This window comes from Streptomyces sp. NPDC026538, assembly GCF_055567535.1.
The window spans coordinates 153,666-168,558 of sequence record NZ_JBVHQG010000001.1; the positions used below are offsets into that span (position 1 = coordinate 153,666).

Genomic DNA, 14,893 nt, shown 5'->3' on the forward strand with positions numbered 1-14,893 from the left:
GCCCTTCAGCCGAAGAAGTTCCGTACGTGCTCCAGCCCCTCGACCAGTGCGTCGATCTCGGCCGGCGTGGAGTACAGATAGAACGACGCTCGCGTGGTCGCAGGAATTCCGTACCGCAGGCAGACCGGACGGGCGCAGTGGTGGCCGACCCGGACCGCGATGCCCTGCTCGTCGAGGACCTGGCCCACGTCGTGCGGGTGGATGTCCCCGAGGGTGAAGGAGATCGCCGCGCCCCGGTCCTCGGCCGTGGTGGGGCCGATGATCTTCAGGTCGGGGACCTCGGTGAGCCGCCGTACCGCGTACTCGGTCAGCGCGTGCTCATGGGCGAGGATCTTGTCCATGCCGATGGAGTTCAGGTAGTCGATCGCCGCGCCGAGGCCGACCGCCTGGGCGATCGGGGGGGTGCCCGCCTCGAACTTGTGGGGCGCCGGGGCGTAGGTCGAGGAGTGCATCGACACGGTCTCGATCATCTCGCCGCCGCCCAGGAAGGGGGGCAGGTCCTCCAGGAGCTCCTGGCGGCCCCAGAGGACGCCGATGCCCGTCGGGCCGCACATCTTGTGGCCGGTGAAGGCCACGAAGTCGGCCTGGAGGGCCTGGACGTCGAGGGGCATGTGAGGTGCGGCCTGGGAGGCGTCGACGCAGACCAGCGCGCCGACCTCCTGGGCGCGGCGGACTATCGCCTCGACCGGGTTGACCGTGCCCAGGATGTTCGACACCAGCACGAAGGAGACGATCTTCGTCTTCTCGGTGATGATCTCGTTGATGTTGGACAGGTCGAGGCGGCCGTCGTCGGTGAGGCCGAACCACTTCAGCTTCGCGCCCGTGCGCTGCGCCAGCAGCTGCCACGGCACGATGTTGGAGTGGTGCTCCATCTCCGTGATGACGATCTCGGTCTCGTGGTCTACCCGGTAGGGCTCGTCGGCCCAGCCGAGCATGTTCGCCACGAGGTTCAGCGACTCGGAGGCGTTCTTGGTGAAGATCACCTCGTCGCGGCTGGGCGCGTTGATGAACTCGGCGACCTTGTCGCGCGCGCCCTCGTACAGCGCCGTGGCCTCCTCGGCGAGCACATGCACACCGCGGTGGACGTTGGCGTTGTAGCGCTCGTAGTACTCACTGAGTGCGTCCAGCACCTGGCGCGGCTTCTGCGAGGTCGCCGCGTTGTCCAGGTACACGAGCTTCCGGTCGTCGTGGACCAGTCGGTCCAGGATGGGGAAGTCCTTGCGGATCGCCTCGGTGTCGAGGAGGCCCGGCAGCTGCGTCACGCGGATACGCCACCCTTCGTGTAAGCCTCGTAGCCCTCGTTCTCCAGCTTGTCGGCGAGCTCGGCACCGCCGGACTCGACGATGCGTCCGGCGGAGAAGACGTGGACGAAGTCGGGCTTGATGTAGCGCAGAATGCGCGTGTAGTGCGTGATGAGCAGGGTGCCCACCTCGCCGGTCTCACGGACGCGGTTGACGCCCTCGGAGACGACGCGCAGGGCGTCGACGTCCAGGCCGGAGTCGGTCTCGTCGAGGATCGCGATCTTCGGCTTGAGCAGTTCCAGCTGAAGGATCTCGTGGCGCTTCTTCTCACCGCCGGAGAAGCCCTCGTTGACGTTGCGCTCGGCGAAGGAGGGGTCCATGGAGAGGCGCTCCATGGTCTCCTTGACCTCCTTCACCCAGGTGCGGAGCTTGGGGGCCTCGCCGCGGACGGCGGTGGCGGAGGTGCGCAGGAAGTTGGAGACCGAGACGCCGGGCACCTCGACCGGGTACTGCATCGCCAGGAACAGGCCCGCGCGGGCGCGCTCGTCGACGGACATCTCCAGGACGTCCTCGCCGTCGAGGGTGACGGTGCCGCCGGTGATCGTGTACTTCGGGTGACCCGCGAGCGAGTAGGCGAGGGTCGACTTGCCGGAGCCGTTGGGGCCCATGATGGCGTGCGTCTCGCCCTGCTTCACGGTGAGGTCGACGCCCTTGAGGATCTCCTTCGTGGCGTTGTCGGCCTCGACGGTGACGTGCAGGTCTCGGATTTCAAGCGTTGCCATGGGTGCCTCAGGACTCCTGGGTGAGGGAGACGAGCACGTCGTCCCCTTCGATCTTTACGGGGTAAACGGGGACGGGGCGGGTGGCCGGGAGGCCGGACGGCTTGCCGGTGCGCAGGTCGAAGCTGGAGCCGTGCAGCCAGCACTCGATCTGGCAGTCCTCCACCTCGCCCTCGGAGAGCGAGACGTTGGCGTGGGAGCAGATGTCGTTGATCGCGAACACCTCTCCCTCGGTGCGGACGACCGATACCGGCGTGCCGTCGAGCTCCACCCGCTTCGGGGTGTCGTCCTCCAGCTCGCTCAGGCTGCAAGCGCGTACGAAGGTGGTCATGCGACCGAGGCCTCCAGCTCTTCCTCGATCTTGGCGAGCAGCCGCTCCTCGATGTCGGCGACGCCGATCTGCTGGACCAGCTCGGCGAAGAAGCCGCGGACCACCAGCCGGCGGGCCTCGTACTCCGGGATGCCGCGGGCCATCAGGTAGAAGAGCTGCTCGTCGTCGAAGCGGCCGGTGGCGGAGGCGTGGCCGGCGCCGACGATCTCGCCGGTCTCGATCTCCAGGTTCGGCACCGAGTCGACCCGCGCGCCGTCCGTGAGGACCAGGTTGCGGTTCATCTCGTAGGTGTCGGTGCCCTCGGCCTTGGCCTCGATGAGGACGTCGCCGATCCAGACCGCGTGCGCCTGCTCGCCCTGGAGGGCGCCCTTGTAGGCCACGTTCGACTTGCAGTGCGGGGTGTTGTGGTCGACGAGCAGCCGGTGCTCCTGGTGCTGCCCGGCGTCCGTGAAGTACAGGCCGTACAGCTCGGCCTCGCCGCCGGTGCCGGCGTAGGAGACTCGCGGGTGCAGTCGTACGAGGTCGCCGCCGAAGGTGACGACGACCGACTTGAAGGAGGCGTCCCGGCCGACCAGGGCGTTGTGCTGGGCCACGTGCACGGCCTTGTCGTCCCAGTCCTGGACGGAGACGACGGTGAGCTTGGCGCCGTCGCCCAGGACGTACTCGACGTTGGCCGCGGTGACCACGTCGCCGGTGTGGTCGATGACGACGACGGCCTCGGCGAAGGCGCCCAGCTCGATGACCTGGTGGCCGTAGGAGACCCCGCCCTGGCCGTGCACGCTGATCCGGATCGGCTCGGTGAGCACCGTCTCCTTGGGGACGGTGACCACGCCGGCCTGCTCGAAGGCGGAGTAGGCCTGGGCGGCGACCCGGTCCACCGGGGTGCCGGCCCGGCCGAGCCGGGGATCGTCGCGGCCGACCAGCTCGACGGTGACGCCCTCGGGGGCCTCCACCGCGACCTTCAGGCTGTCGCCGGACGCGACCGCCGTGCCGTCGTGCAGCCCGCGCAGGCGCTCCAGCGGGGTGAACCGCCACTCCTCCTCGCGGCCGTGCGGGACCGGGAAGTCCGCGACGTCGAAGGAGGGGGGCGCGCTCATGCGCGTGGCGACGGTCGACTCGGCGGCCACCGCGATCTGGCCGGCGGTGGTGGACCCGACCGGGATGTTCTGAGCCTCAGCCATGGCTGTCGGTCTGCTCGCTTTCTTACGTGAGTGACTTGACGGTGACGGCGGTCGCTTAGCCGACCGCGCCTTCCATCTGGAGCTCGATCAGCCGGTTGAGCTCGAGGGCGTACTCCATCGGCAGTTCCTTGGCGATCGGCTCGACGAAGCCGCGCACGATCATCGCCATCGCCTCGAACTCGGTCAGACCGCGGCTCATCAGGTAGAAGAGCTGGTCCTCGGAGACCTTGGAGACGGTCGCCTCGTGGCCCATGGACACGTCGTCCTCGCGGACGTCGACGTACGGGTAAGTGTCGGAGCGGGAGATGGTGTCGACGAGCAGCGCGTCGCACAGCACGTTCGACTTGGAGCCGTGGGCGCCCTCGCCGATCTCGACCAGGCCGCGGTAGGAGGTACGGCCGCCGCCGCGCGCCACGGACTTGGAGACGATGTTGGACGACGTGTTCGGCGCCATGTGGACCATCTTGGAGCCGGCGTCCTGGTGCTGGCCCTCGCCCGCGAAGGCGATGGAGAGGGTCTCGCCCTTGGCGTGCTCGCCCATCAGGTAGACGGCCGGGTACTTCATCGTCACCTTGGAGCCGATGTTGCCGTCGATCCACTCCATGGTCGCGCCCTCGTAGGCGACGGCGCGCTTGGTGACCAGGTTGTAGACGTTGTTCGACCAGTTCTGGATGGTCGTGTAGCGGCAGCGGGCGTTCTTCTTGACGATGATCTCGACGACCGCGGAGTGCAGCGAGTCCGACTTGTAGATCGGGGCGGTGCAGCCCTCGACGTAGTGCACGTAGGCACCCTCGTCGACGATGATCAGGGTCCGCTCGAACTGGCCCATGTTCTCGGTGTTGATCCGGAAGTAGGCCTGGAGCGGGATCTCGACGTGCACACCCTTCGGCACGTAGATGAAGGAGCCGCCCGACCACACGGCGGTGTTCAGGGAGGCGAACTTGTTGTCACCGACCGGGATGACGGTCCCGAAGTACTCCTTGAAGAGCTCCGGGTGCTCCTTCAGCGCGGTGTCGGTGTCGAGGAAGATGACGCCCTGCTCCTCCAGGTCCTCGCGGATCTGGTGGTAGACGACCTCCGACTCGTACTGGGCGGCGACACCGGCGACCAGGCGCTGCTTCTCCGCCTCCGGGATGCCCAGCTTGTCGTAGGTGTTCTTGATGTCCTCGGGCAGGTCCTCCCAGGACTCCGCCTGCTTCTCCGTGGAGCGCACGAAGTACTTGATGTTGTCGAAGTCGATCCCCGACAGGTCGGAACCCCAGTTCGGCATCGGCTTCTTCTCGAAGAGGCGCAGGCCCTTGAGGCGGAGCTTGGTCATCCACTCGGGTTCGGACTTCTTCGCGGAGATGTCCCGGACGACGTCCTCGTTGATGCCACGCTTGGCGGAGGCGCCGGCCGTGTCGGAGTCGGCCCAGCCGTATTCGTACTTGCCCAGACCCTCGAGTTCGGGGTGGGCAGTCTCCGTGGGGAGAGTCATGCGGGGTTCCTCCCGGCCGTGCTAGCAGATGCGTCAGTGGAAATCTTGGGGATGAACGTCGTGCAGACGCCGTCGCCGTGCGCGATGGTCGCCAGTCGCTGGACATGCGTTCCCAGTAGTTCGGCGAAGATCTCCGTCTCCGCCTCGCACAGCTGCGGGAACTGCTCCGCGACATGGGCGACCGGGCAGTGGTGCTGGCACAGCTGTTCGCCGACCGGTGCGCTGCGCGCCGTTGCAGCGTACCCGTCCCGGCTCAGGGCCTTGGCCAGCGCTTCCGTGCGGTCGTGGGCGCTCACGGCCTCGATCGCCTTGCGGTAGGCGCTCGCCTGTGCGGCGATCCGGGCCCGCGCGAAGGCGGCGACCGCCTCCTGACCGCCCCCCTGCTCGGCGATCCAGCGCAGCGCGTCGGCGGCGAGGGTGTCGTAGGACTGGTCGAAGGCGTCGCGGCCGCAGTCGGTGAGGGCGAAGACCTTGGCGGGCCGGCCGCGCGTCCGAGCGCCGTACACCCGCTGCTCGCGCGGCTCCACGACGTCGTCGGCGACCAGGGCGTCCAGGTGCCGGCGTACGGCCGCGGGGGTCAGGCCCAGGCGGCCGGCCAGTTCGGTGACGGTCGACGGGCCGTGGTCCAGGATCGACCGCGCGACCCGGTTGCGCGTCGAGCGCTCACCGGTCGCGAGTTCCTCCTGCGGGGCCCCCGTGGGGGTCTCCCGAGCCTCGCCGACGTTTTTCACAACGCCATTGTTGCGTAATTCCTCAGAGCCAGGCAAGCGGCGTCCGGCCCGGCGAGCGGTGCCCTGCGTCACTTAGGCATACCTAATGTGACCTGCGCAAACGATCTTTGATCGATCATCCCTCAGCCAATCCGGTGGCGGTCGGCGGCCCCGTCCGGAACACTCCACAACCATGCCCACACCCCCTCCGACCGGCCCTCTTGTCACTCGGGACTCCCTCGCGAAGCAGCTTCGGCTGCTCGGCGTCAAGACCGGCGAAACCCTCCTCGCGCACACCTCGCTCAGTTCCCTCGGCTGGGTCAACGGCGGAGCCGTGGCGGTCGTGGAAAGTCTTCTCGACGCGCTTGGTCCGGACGGCACCCTGGTGGTCCCCACCCAGACCGGCGACCTCTCGGACCCGGCGGTGTGGCGCGACCCGCCGGTACCGGAGGAGTGGTGGGCGGACATCCGGGCGACCATGCCGCCTTACGACCCCCGGATCACCCCCGCGCGCGGGGTCGGCGTGATCCCGGAGACCGTGCGGACCTGGCCGGGCGCCCTGCGCAGCGCGCACCCGCAGACCTCCTTCGCGGCCGTCGGTCCCCTGGCGGCCGCGATCGTCGACGGCCACGCCCCCGACTGCCGGCTCGGCGAGCGGAGCCCGCTGGCCCGACTGGAGAAGCTGGACGCGCGCGTGCTGATGCTCGGCACCGGCTATGCCACCTGCACCGGCTTCCACCTGGCCGAATACCGCATACCGTCGCCACGCGTCCCGGTCGGCCGGCCCGCGCCGGGCGGCGGCTGGGAGGTGGTGACCGAGGTGTCGATCACCTCCGACCGCTTCGACGAACTGGGCTACGACTTCGAACGCGACCGGCCCGTCGTGGCGCGCGGACCGGTCGGCGCGGCCGAGGCCAGGCTCTTTCCCGTGCGTGAGGCGGTGGCCTACGCCGAGCGATGGCTGGCCGTACATCGACCCCGTGAGGAGGAGATCTAGCACCCGGCCGTCCGGGTGACGGCAGCCGTACCTAGACTCTGTCACCATGCGAAGTGAGCCCGTGGTCCAGGTGCGGGACCTGGTGAAGCGGTATGGCACGAAATCCGCCGTGGACGGCCTCGACCTGGTGGCCCGCCCGGGTGTGACCGCCGTGCTCGGCCCCAACGGAGCGGGCAAGACGACGACGATCGAGACCTGCGAGGGGTACCGCAGGCCGGATTCCGGCTCGGTGCGCGTCCTGGGCCTCGATCCCGTGCGCCAGTCCGCCGAGCTGCGTCCCAGAGTGGGCGTGATGCTCCAGTCCGGCGGGGTCTACTCGGGCGCCCGCGCGGACGAGATGCTGCGGCACGTGGCGAAGCTGCACGCGCATCCGCTGGACGTGGACGCGCTGATCGAGCGGCTGGGCCTGGGCGGCTGCGGCCGTACGTCCTACCGCCGGCTCTCCGGCGGCCAGCAGCAGCGGCTGGCGCTGGCCATGGCCGTCGTGGGCCGTCCGGAACTGGTCTTCCTCGACGAGCCGACCGCCGGGCTCGACCCGCAGGCCCGCCGGGCCACCTGGGACCTGGTGCGGGACCTGCGCACCGACGGCGTTTCGGTCATCCTCACCACCCACTACATGGAAGAGGCCGAGCAGCTCGCCGACGACGTCGCCGTCATCGACGCCGGCCGGGTGATCGCCCAGGGCTCCCCCGAGGAGCTGTGCAAGGGCGGCGCCGAGAACACCCTGCGGTTCTCCGGCCGCCCCGGCCTCGACGTCGGCTCGCTGCTCAAGGCGCTCCCGGCCGACTCCGCGGCCGCCGAGCTGACGCCGGGTTCCTACCGGGTCATGGGCAAGGTCAATCCCCAGCTGCTGGCGACGGTGACCTCGTGGTGCGCCCAGCACGGGGTGATGCCCGACCGCATCTCGGTCGAACGCCACACGCTGGAGGACGTCTTCCTGGAGCTGACCGGCAAGGAGCTGCGCTCATGACCACCGCGACGGGCACCCACACCCCCCGGCCGGGTGCCGCCCCGCTGCCCCGCATGATCGCGGCGCAGGCGGCCCTGGAGACCAGGATGCTGCTGCGCAACGGCGAGCAGCTGCTGCTGACGGTCGTGATCCCGACGCTGCTGCTGGTCCTGTTCAGCTCGGTGGACGTCGTGGACACGGGCACCGGGAAGTCGGTCGACTTCCTGGCCCCGGGCATCCTCGCCCTCGCCATCATGTCCACGGCCTTCACGGGCCAGGCGATCGCGACCGGCTTCGAGCGCCGGTACGGCGTCCTGAAGCGGCTCGCCTCCTCCCCGCTGCCGCGCTGGGGCCTGATGACGGCGAAGACGGCTTCGGTCCTGGTCACCGAGGTCCTCCAGGTGATCCTGCTGACGGTGATCGCCCTCGCGCTCGGCTGGTCCCCGCACGGCGCTGGGACATTTACCGGCGTGCTCGCCGTCCTGCTCCTGCTGGTCCTCGGCACGGCCGCGTTCTCCGGCCTCGGCCTGCTGATGGCGGGCACCCTCAAGGCGGAGGCGACCCTGGCAGCCGCCAACCTGGTGTTCCTGCTGCTGCTCGTGGGCGGCGGGGTCATCGTCCCGCTGGACAGGTTCGGCTCGACCGGACAGGAGATCCTGGGCCTGCTGCCCATCTCCGCCCTCTCGGACGGACTCCGGGACGTGCTCCAGCACGGCGCCGGGACGCCGTGGGGGGACCTGGGGATCCTCGCGGTGTGGGCGGTGCTGGGACTGGGCGCGGCGGGGCGCTTCTTCCGCTGGGAATGACGTGGGGGCGGGGCGCTTCTTCCGCTCGGAATGACGTGAGGGCGGGGCGCTTCTTCCGCTCGGAATGACGTGGGAATGACGCGCTCCGGTCTTGCGCGGCGCGACGGGTGACGCCTTTGTGTCTCCCGTACGAATGAGAGGCACACGCAGCGGGAAGACCACCCCCCGTGTTCGAATCCGCGGATTCTTCGGCACCAAGGTCGTTGCAGCCGCTGCTGCACGATGTCGTCATCTGCGTCGACGCCCCGGCCTTCGCCGCCTCCCCACGCGACGGACAGCTGCGCGGAGCGCACGTCCAGGGCTTCTACGATCATGACCGCAGGCTGCTGCACACGCTGTGCCTGCTCCTCGACGACCGGGAGCCCGAGCCCATCGGCGTGCAGCCGCTCGGTCCGCACCAGGTGCGGTTCACCGCCGTCCACCGCGACCCGAGGGACCGGACCGACGATCCGACGGTGATCGTCGAGCGCGTCCGCACCGCCGGCGAGGGCGAGACCATCTCGCTGCGCAACGTCGGCACCACGGAACGCCGGCTGCGGGTGGAACTGGCCGCGGCGACCGACCTGGCCGACATCGCCGACGTGAAGCGGGGCCGCCGCCGGCCGCCGGTGCTGTGCACCCCGGCGAGCGGCGGCGCGGGCCTGGAGTGGCGCTCCGCCACCGGGCGCGCCGAGATCCGTACCACTGCTTCCGCCGTCGGTCCCGCGGTCGCCGGTGGCCCCGAGGGCGGCACCCTCGCCTGGTCGCCGGTGGTCCTGAGTCCGGGCGAGTCCTGGCAGGTGACGGTCACCGTCGAAGGCCGTGCGGTACCCGCCCCGACCGGACACCCGGTGCGTCCCCGGGAGCCCGCGCCCTGGAGCGAGCCGGTCGTGGCGACCGACGACCGACGGCTGCGTGACCTGGTGCGGTGGGGGCTGCGGGACCTCGGCGCGCTGCGGCTGGCGGACCCGCTGGGCGCTGCCGCCGAGGACCAGTTCATCGCGGCGGGCTGCCCCTGGTACCTGACCCTCTTCGGCCGGGACTCGATCTGGTCGGCACGGATGCTGCTGCCGCTCGGCACCGACCTGGCCCGTGGCACCCTGTGGGCGCTGGCCCGCCGGCAGGGCAAGGTGCCCGACGTCTTCCGGGAGGAGGCACCCGGACGGATCCTCCACGAGCTGCGCCCCGCCGTGGCCCTGCACGGCCACGGCCTGGTGCTTCCCTCCCACTACTACGGCTCGGTCGACGCCACCCCGCTGTTCGTGACGCTGCTGGTGGAGGCCTGGCACTGGGGGCTGCCGGACACCGAGGTCGACGCCCTGCTGCCGTACGCGGAACGCGCCATGGAGTGGGTGCTGGAACGCACCGGCGAGGACGCGGACGGGCTGCTGCGCTACAACCCCCGGCCCGGGGGCCTGCGTCACCAGTCGTGGAAGGACAGCGAGGACGCCGTACGGGACGCCGAGGGCCGCCGTATCGAGCCGCCACTGGCGCTGTGCGAGGTACAGGGGTACGCGTACGAGGCCGCGAACGGCCTGGCCGCCCTCCTCGGACACCGGAACCGGCACGACGCGGCGCAACGGCTGCTGAACTGGGCCACCGCCCTGAAGAAGCGTTTCGCCGAGCTGTTCTGGCTGCCCGCGGCCGAGGGGCCCGCCGCTCGCTACGTGGCCATCGCGGTGGGCCACGGCCCCACCCCCGTCAGCGGCCCCGCCTCGAACATGGGGCAACTGCTGTCGACGGGCATCCTGGACGAGGAGGGCAGCCGCGATGTCGCCGCCTGGCTCGCCCATCCGCAGCTCAACTCCGGATGGGGCCTGCGCAGCCGGTCGGCCGCCGTGCCCGGTTTCAATCCCCTCAGCTATCACGGGGGTTCGGTGTGGACCCACGACACGGCGATCGCGGTGCGCGGACTCTGCGCGGCGGGACACCACGAGGAGGCACGGGCCCTGCTGCACGGACTGCTCGACGCGGCGACCCACTTCGGATACCGGATGCCGGAGCTGTACGGCGGCGACGCACGGAGCGACGACTCCCCCGCACCGCTGGCCTACCCCGCGGCCTGCCGGCCGCAGGGCTGGTCGGCGGCGTCCGGGGTGGCGGTCCTGGCCGCCCTGTTGGGGCTGCAGCCCGACGTCACTCGACGGACGCTGACGGCCCGGCCGGCGACGCCGGTTCCGCTCACGGTGCGAGGTCTGGTACTGGACGGTCAGCCGCTGGCGGTCGAGGCCACGGGGGCGGGCGACTGCACGTTCCCCGAGCTTCCGCCGGGCTGGCGGTACGAACCGGCCTGAGGAACGGCGCCGAGCAGGCGTCCGTATGCGAGAAGCATGGGCTCGACGTAGGCGCGCTCCAGGTCGAAGCGGTGCCGGACGTGTTCGCGGGCGGCGTGTCCGGCTTTCCTGGCCCGGTCGGGCTCGGTCAGCAACCGCCACACGAGGCTGGCGAACTGGGCGGCCAGGGTGTTCTCGTCGTCGCTGGGCGCGACCAGGGTGCTTCCCCCCTCGCCCAGGCCGCCGACGCCGGTCGCGACCACGGGACGGGCCGCGCACATCGCCTCCAGCGGGGCGAGTCCCATGGGCTCGTCGAAACGGGAGGGGTAGACGACGACCGCCGCCTCCTCGTACAGCTTGCACATGTCGTCGACACCGGCCTGCCGGAACTCGACGTCCGGTTCCGCCCCACGACTGAAGCCGCTGTCGTCGATGAGCCGCTCCAGGTCGGCTCGGAAGCCGTCCTTCTCCTGGTGGAAGTCGACCGTGGACGCCGGATCGGTGAGGACGAGACGCGGCCGGAGGCGGGTACCGCCGTCCGTGTGCTTCTCGCCGTGGTCGATGATCTTCCGCAGCATCCTGATCGCCACGGTGGCGCCCTTGTTCGGGATGAGCCGGGCCGGCAGCAGGATCACCGGACGCGGACCGATCTCCCCCAGCTCGGGAACGCGCAGGTACGGCTTGGTGTCCACGCCCAGGTAGGTGCGGTCCACCGGCCTGCCCAGCACCTCGGCGCATTCGCTGACGAGGAAGTCCGACACGGCGTGGTGGACGTCCCAGACGGCGCACTCCCGGGCCAGTCTCTCGTGCTGCGGGCCGCGCCAGATGCTGTGGTAGGTGTGCGGCAGGACCAGTCCCAGCTCTTCCTGGAGGCTCTTCAGCGCGCGGGCCGGGACGCTGGAGAAATGGTGCAGGTTGTGACCGTGGACCAGGCGAACGGGATCGCCGGCGCCCATGAGGTGCGTACGGAACCAGTCGGCGAGTTCCCGCACGTCATGCTCGTCGTCACGGCGGGCGGCGGACAGGTCCAGCAACCGGTGCGTACGCATCTCGACGCCGTCGCAGGGCCGTTGGGGATCCGCGGTCCCGGTGAACACCGTGACCCGGTGCCCACGGGCCACCAACGCCCGCGAGTAGTCCCAGAGATGGGTCTCGACGCCACCCACACACGGCGGAAAGGACCAGTGGACCAGACCGATGTGCAGAGGGCTCCCCGGACGAGATCCCTCCTCGGTGTCGAGCCCCGTCTGCTGCCGCTGCACCGCGCCTCCGTCTGGTCGTAGTGAATGCCCGAAACGAACGCCGGGCTAACGACCTAGTACCAGGAGAGGACACTGAATAGACGCCGACTGGTTCCGCGCAGTTGCTCTGGCTGCCGGTCGAACCGGCGAGGAGAATGGGACGCTACAGCACAGGCATCGCCGGGGGAGGCGTCATGCGGATACTGCCCGATAAGCGACTGTTCAAGACCGTCCTCAGCTCCGTCACAGGGGCCGTGGCGATCTTTTTGTCCGTGATCGCGCAGGACACGGACGGCACGCGGCTCGTGGAACTGGCTTCGAGCGCCGGCGTGCTCGGGGGCATCTCCGCGATCTCCGGCTACTTCGTCGTCCACCCCCGCGCTCCGCAATCCGCCGACGAGGGCTCGGACCAGGGACCGTTATACGTGCCCCCGCCCAATCTGCCGGATCCGTCGCGGTACTTCACCGGGCGGGAGCAGGAACTCCGTGACATCGCCAAGGCGTTACGGCCCGGCCGCCGCAACGGCGGCATCAGGATCGCCGTCGTCCACGGGCCCGCCGGTGTCGGCAAGTCCCAGCTGGCCGCCGCCTACGCCGAGGAACGGCTGCGGCACCACAGGTCCCTGGTGTGGTGGCTGTCGGCGTCCAGCTACGAGCGGCTCAGAAGCGACCTGCTGGAACTGGCGGCCTGCCTCGGCATTCCGGAGCACGACTCCAAGAACGTGATGCTCAACCGGCTCTGGGGGAAGCTGCGGGACTCCCCCGGCTGGCTGCTCGTCTACGACGACGTGCAGCGGGGCAGCATCGGGCCGCTGGACGAGGGGAGCGAGGACTCGCGTCAGTCCCTGCTGCCGCGGACCGGACACGGCGAGGTCCTGATCACCACCCAGCAGCGGGAGGGCTGGGAGCGCCACCGCGCCGTCTCGGTCCTGATCGAGCTGTCCGATCTGGGAGCCTCGGACGGTCTCGCCTTCCTCCGGGCCCGGGTCGACGGCGAGAGCAGCGACGGACAGCTGGAAAAACTCGGCACGCAGCTGCACTGGTGGCCGCTCGCGCTGGAACAGGCCGGTGCGTACATCGCCGGGACGGAGATCTCCGTGCCGGAGTACCTGTACCGGCTGCCCGATCTCTCCAAGAGCCGCAACGTCGTGGCCGTGACGTTTCGGCTCGCCTTCGAGCGGGTGACGGCGGCCGATCCGGTGGCCGAGGATCTCATGCGCCTGTGCTCCTTCCTCGCCTCGGAGGACGTACGCAAGGACATGCTGTTGCGCAACCCGGCGGTCGTCCCCTCCCCGCTGCGGGACGTCATGGAGGATCCCGCCGCCTTCAACCAGGTGGTGCGCCGGCTGTCCGACTATTCGCTGCTGCGCCGCACCGGGGACAGCAGACTCGGCACCGTCACCTACGCCATGCACCCCCAGGTGCAGTTCCAGGTCCGCCAGGACATGGACGAGGAGTCGAGGATGCTGTGGTCGCAGGCCGCCGTCCAGCTCCTCGAAGCCGCCTTCCCGCAGCGGCCGTGGCAGCTGGACCAGCGCACCGTGTGCGAGGGCCTGATGCCGCACGTCGTGGCGGTGACCGCCGAGCTGGCCTGGGCGGCCGACGCCGGGGACCACGAGTTCGGCGCGGCCCGCGACCCCCAGGCGCTGGCCCGGCTGCTGCACCGGGTCGGTGAGTACCAGGAGCACCGCTGCGACTGGAACCGCGCCCTCGACTACTTCGAGAAGGAGGCGATCCTCCGCGGTCTGCACGCCGACGACGACCTGGGGCGTACGACGGCCCTGTTGTCCGTGGCCACCCAGCGCTACCGGCGCGCCCAGCTGGCGACGGCGGAGGAGGAGTGCCGCGAGGCGCTGCTCGAATGCGAGAGCCACGCGGACGTCCCCGCGTTTCTGCCGCTCCAGGCCAAGGGCCGGCGGCTGCTCGGCGGGATCCTGCGGGAACGCGCCAAGTTCACCGAGGCGCTGCGGGCGATGGAACACGCCATCTCCATGTACGAGAGCCCGGAAGCCCGCGGGGAGGACCTCGACCGGGCCGTCGCCGAGCAGGAAGCCGGCATGATCCATCGCAACGCGGGGCAGCTGGGCAAGGCGCTGGAGCGCTACCAGAGGGCCAAGGAGCTGGTGCCCAGCCGCAGCAGCGAGGAGCCCCGTGACCACCTGGTCTTCCTGGCGATGCTGCAGCGCGACCGGGCCGTCGTCGCGCAGGACCGGGGCGATCTGGACACCGCCGAGCGAGAGCTCCGCTCGGCCCTCGTGGTCTTCGGCGCCAACCGCGGCACCGACGACTTCGAGACCTCACAGGTCTGCAAGTTCCTCGCGGACGTCCTGCGGCGCGGCGGTGAGGAGGTCCGGGCCCGTGCCCGGGACACCCATCACCCGATGCGCCGCCTGCGGATGATGCGTGAGGCGCGCCGCCGGCTCGACGAGGCCGACGCCCTCCTTGGGCCCGTCGTGGAGCTGCACTTCAAGCGCCGCGAGAGCGAGGAGCACAAGTACGCGGCCTGCCTCAACAAGCTGGGGTCCCTCCGGCTGGCCCAGGGGCGCCACCAGGAGGCCCTGGACGCCCTGCTGGAAGCGGAGGCCATCTACTCCCGGTCCTACGACGCCGGGCACCCCTACCGGGCCAAGACCCTCTCCCGCCTCGGCGCCGTCCTGATCGCCACGGGCGGGACCGTCATCCTCTCCACGGCGGAGGAGGTGAACGCCGAGCAGACCCTGCGGCTGGCCGAGCAGATCTTCCGCAGCCGTCTCGGAGACCAGCACCCCTGCCTCGTCGCCGTGTACGAGCGCCTCGCCGAGTGCACCACGGACGCGGGTCGCCGGGCCCAGCTGCGCGGCCGCGCCCGGCGGATCAAGGAGGTGCTCGGCAGCGCGTCGCCGCCCACGTCACAGCCGGCGGTCGCGCCCGGCGGGGCACCCACGTGAAT

12 protein-coding genes are annotated in these 14,893 nt (G+C 70.4%); 5 read left to right on the top strand and 7 right to left on the bottom strand.

Annotation, left to right across the window (positions count from 1 at the left end; genetic code table 11):
- Positions 1-5: 5 nt before the first annotated feature.
- From ACZ4N4_RS00760 to ACZ4N4_RS00785, 6 genes are read right to left on the bottom strand one after another with little or no spacing between them, the layout of a single operon-like run.
- Positions 6-1,262 (bottom strand): cysteine desulfurase, encoded by a 1,257-nt coding sequence (locus ACZ4N4_RS00760; protein WP_467582952.1) that lies wholly within the window; start codon positions 1,260-1,262, stop codon positions 6-8.
- Positions 1,259-2,023: a Fe-S cluster assembly ATPase SufC gene (sufC, locus tag ACZ4N4_RS00765; RefSeq protein ID WP_467582955.1), complete on the bottom strand. Its 765-nt coding sequence runs from the start codon at positions 2,021-2,023 to the stop codon at positions 1,259-1,261. Before sufC ends, ACZ4N4_RS00760 begins: the two co-directional genes overlap by 4 nt.
- Positions 2,024-2,030: 7 nt before the next feature.
- Positions 2,031-2,351 (bottom strand): bifunctional 3-phenylpropionate/cinnamic acid dioxygenase ferredoxin subunit, encoded by a 321-nt coding sequence (locus ACZ4N4_RS00770; RefSeq protein ID WP_450762926.1) that lies wholly within the window; start codon positions 2,349-2,351, stop codon positions 2,031-2,033.
- Complete coding sequence (sufD, locus tag ACZ4N4_RS00775) at positions 2,348-3,532, bottom strand: Fe-S cluster assembly protein SufD (RefSeq protein ID WP_467582958.1); 1,185 nt, start codon at positions 3,530-3,532, stop codon at positions 2,348-2,350. The genes ACZ4N4_RS00770 and sufD overlap by 4 nt, the downstream gene beginning before the upstream one ends.
- A gap of 55 nt (positions 3,533-3,587) precedes the next feature.
- Entirely contained in the window at positions 3,588-5,009 is a 1,422-nt protein-coding gene (sufB, locus tag ACZ4N4_RS00780) for a Fe-S cluster assembly protein SufB (protein ID WP_453574015.1), read from the bottom strand.
- Positions 5,006-5,740: a helix-turn-helix transcriptional regulator gene (locus ACZ4N4_RS00785; protein ID WP_453574016.1), complete on the bottom strand. Its 735-nt coding sequence runs from the start codon at positions 5,738-5,740 to the stop codon at positions 5,006-5,008. Before ACZ4N4_RS00785 ends, sufB begins: the two co-directional genes overlap by 4 nt.
- Before the next feature lie 172 nt (positions 5,741-5,912).
- Between ACZ4N4_RS00785 and ACZ4N4_RS00790 the strand changes: the two genes are divergently transcribed.
- The 4 genes from ACZ4N4_RS00790 to ACZ4N4_RS00805 all read left to right on the top strand — a co-directional run bounded on the left by ACZ4N4_RS00790 (position 5,913) and on the right by ACZ4N4_RS00805 (position 10,744).
- A complete protein-coding gene (locus tag ACZ4N4_RS00790; RefSeq protein WP_453574018.1) occupies positions 5,913-6,716 on the top strand; it encodes an AAC(3) family N-acetyltransferase in 804 nt (267 codons plus the stop codon).
- A 46-nt stretch (positions 6,717-6,762) separates the two neighbouring features.
- Positions 6,763-7,686 (top strand): ABC transporter ATP-binding protein, encoded by a 924-nt coding sequence (locus ACZ4N4_RS00795; RefSeq protein WP_450762918.1) that lies wholly within the window; start codon positions 6,763-6,765, stop codon positions 7,684-7,686.
- Positions 7,683-8,471 (top strand): ABC transporter permease, encoded by a 789-nt coding sequence (locus ACZ4N4_RS00800; protein WP_453574020.1) that lies wholly within the window; start codon positions 7,683-7,685, stop codon positions 8,469-8,471. Before ACZ4N4_RS00795 ends, ACZ4N4_RS00800 begins: the two co-directional genes overlap by 4 nt.
- A gap of 167 nt (positions 8,472-8,638) precedes the next feature.
- Positions 8,639-10,744 carry a glycogen debranching N-terminal domain-containing protein gene (locus tag ACZ4N4_RS00805; RefSeq protein WP_467582963.1) on the top strand — a complete coding sequence of 702 codons (2,106 nt, stop codon included), beginning with the start codon at positions 8,639-8,641 and terminating at the stop codon, positions 10,742-10,744.
- Here ACZ4N4_RS00805 and ACZ4N4_RS00810 read toward each other — a convergent pair.
- Positions 10,660-11,985 (bottom strand): glycosyltransferase family 4 protein, encoded by a 1,326-nt coding sequence (locus ACZ4N4_RS00810; RefSeq protein ID WP_467582966.1) that lies wholly within the window; start codon positions 11,983-11,985, stop codon positions 10,660-10,662. The genes ACZ4N4_RS00805 and ACZ4N4_RS00810 overlap by 85 nt on opposite strands.
- Before the next feature lie 173 nt (positions 11,986-12,158).
- Here ACZ4N4_RS00810 and ACZ4N4_RS00815 point away from each other — a divergent pair, with 173 nt between their 5' ends.
- The gene (locus tag ACZ4N4_RS00815; protein WP_467582969.1) at positions 12,159-14,891 is read left to right on the top strand and encodes a tetratricopeptide repeat protein; all 2,733 of its coding nucleotides are present in this window, start codon (positions 12,159-12,161) and stop codon (positions 14,889-14,891) included.
- Positions 14,892-14,893: the final 2 nt, after the last annotated feature.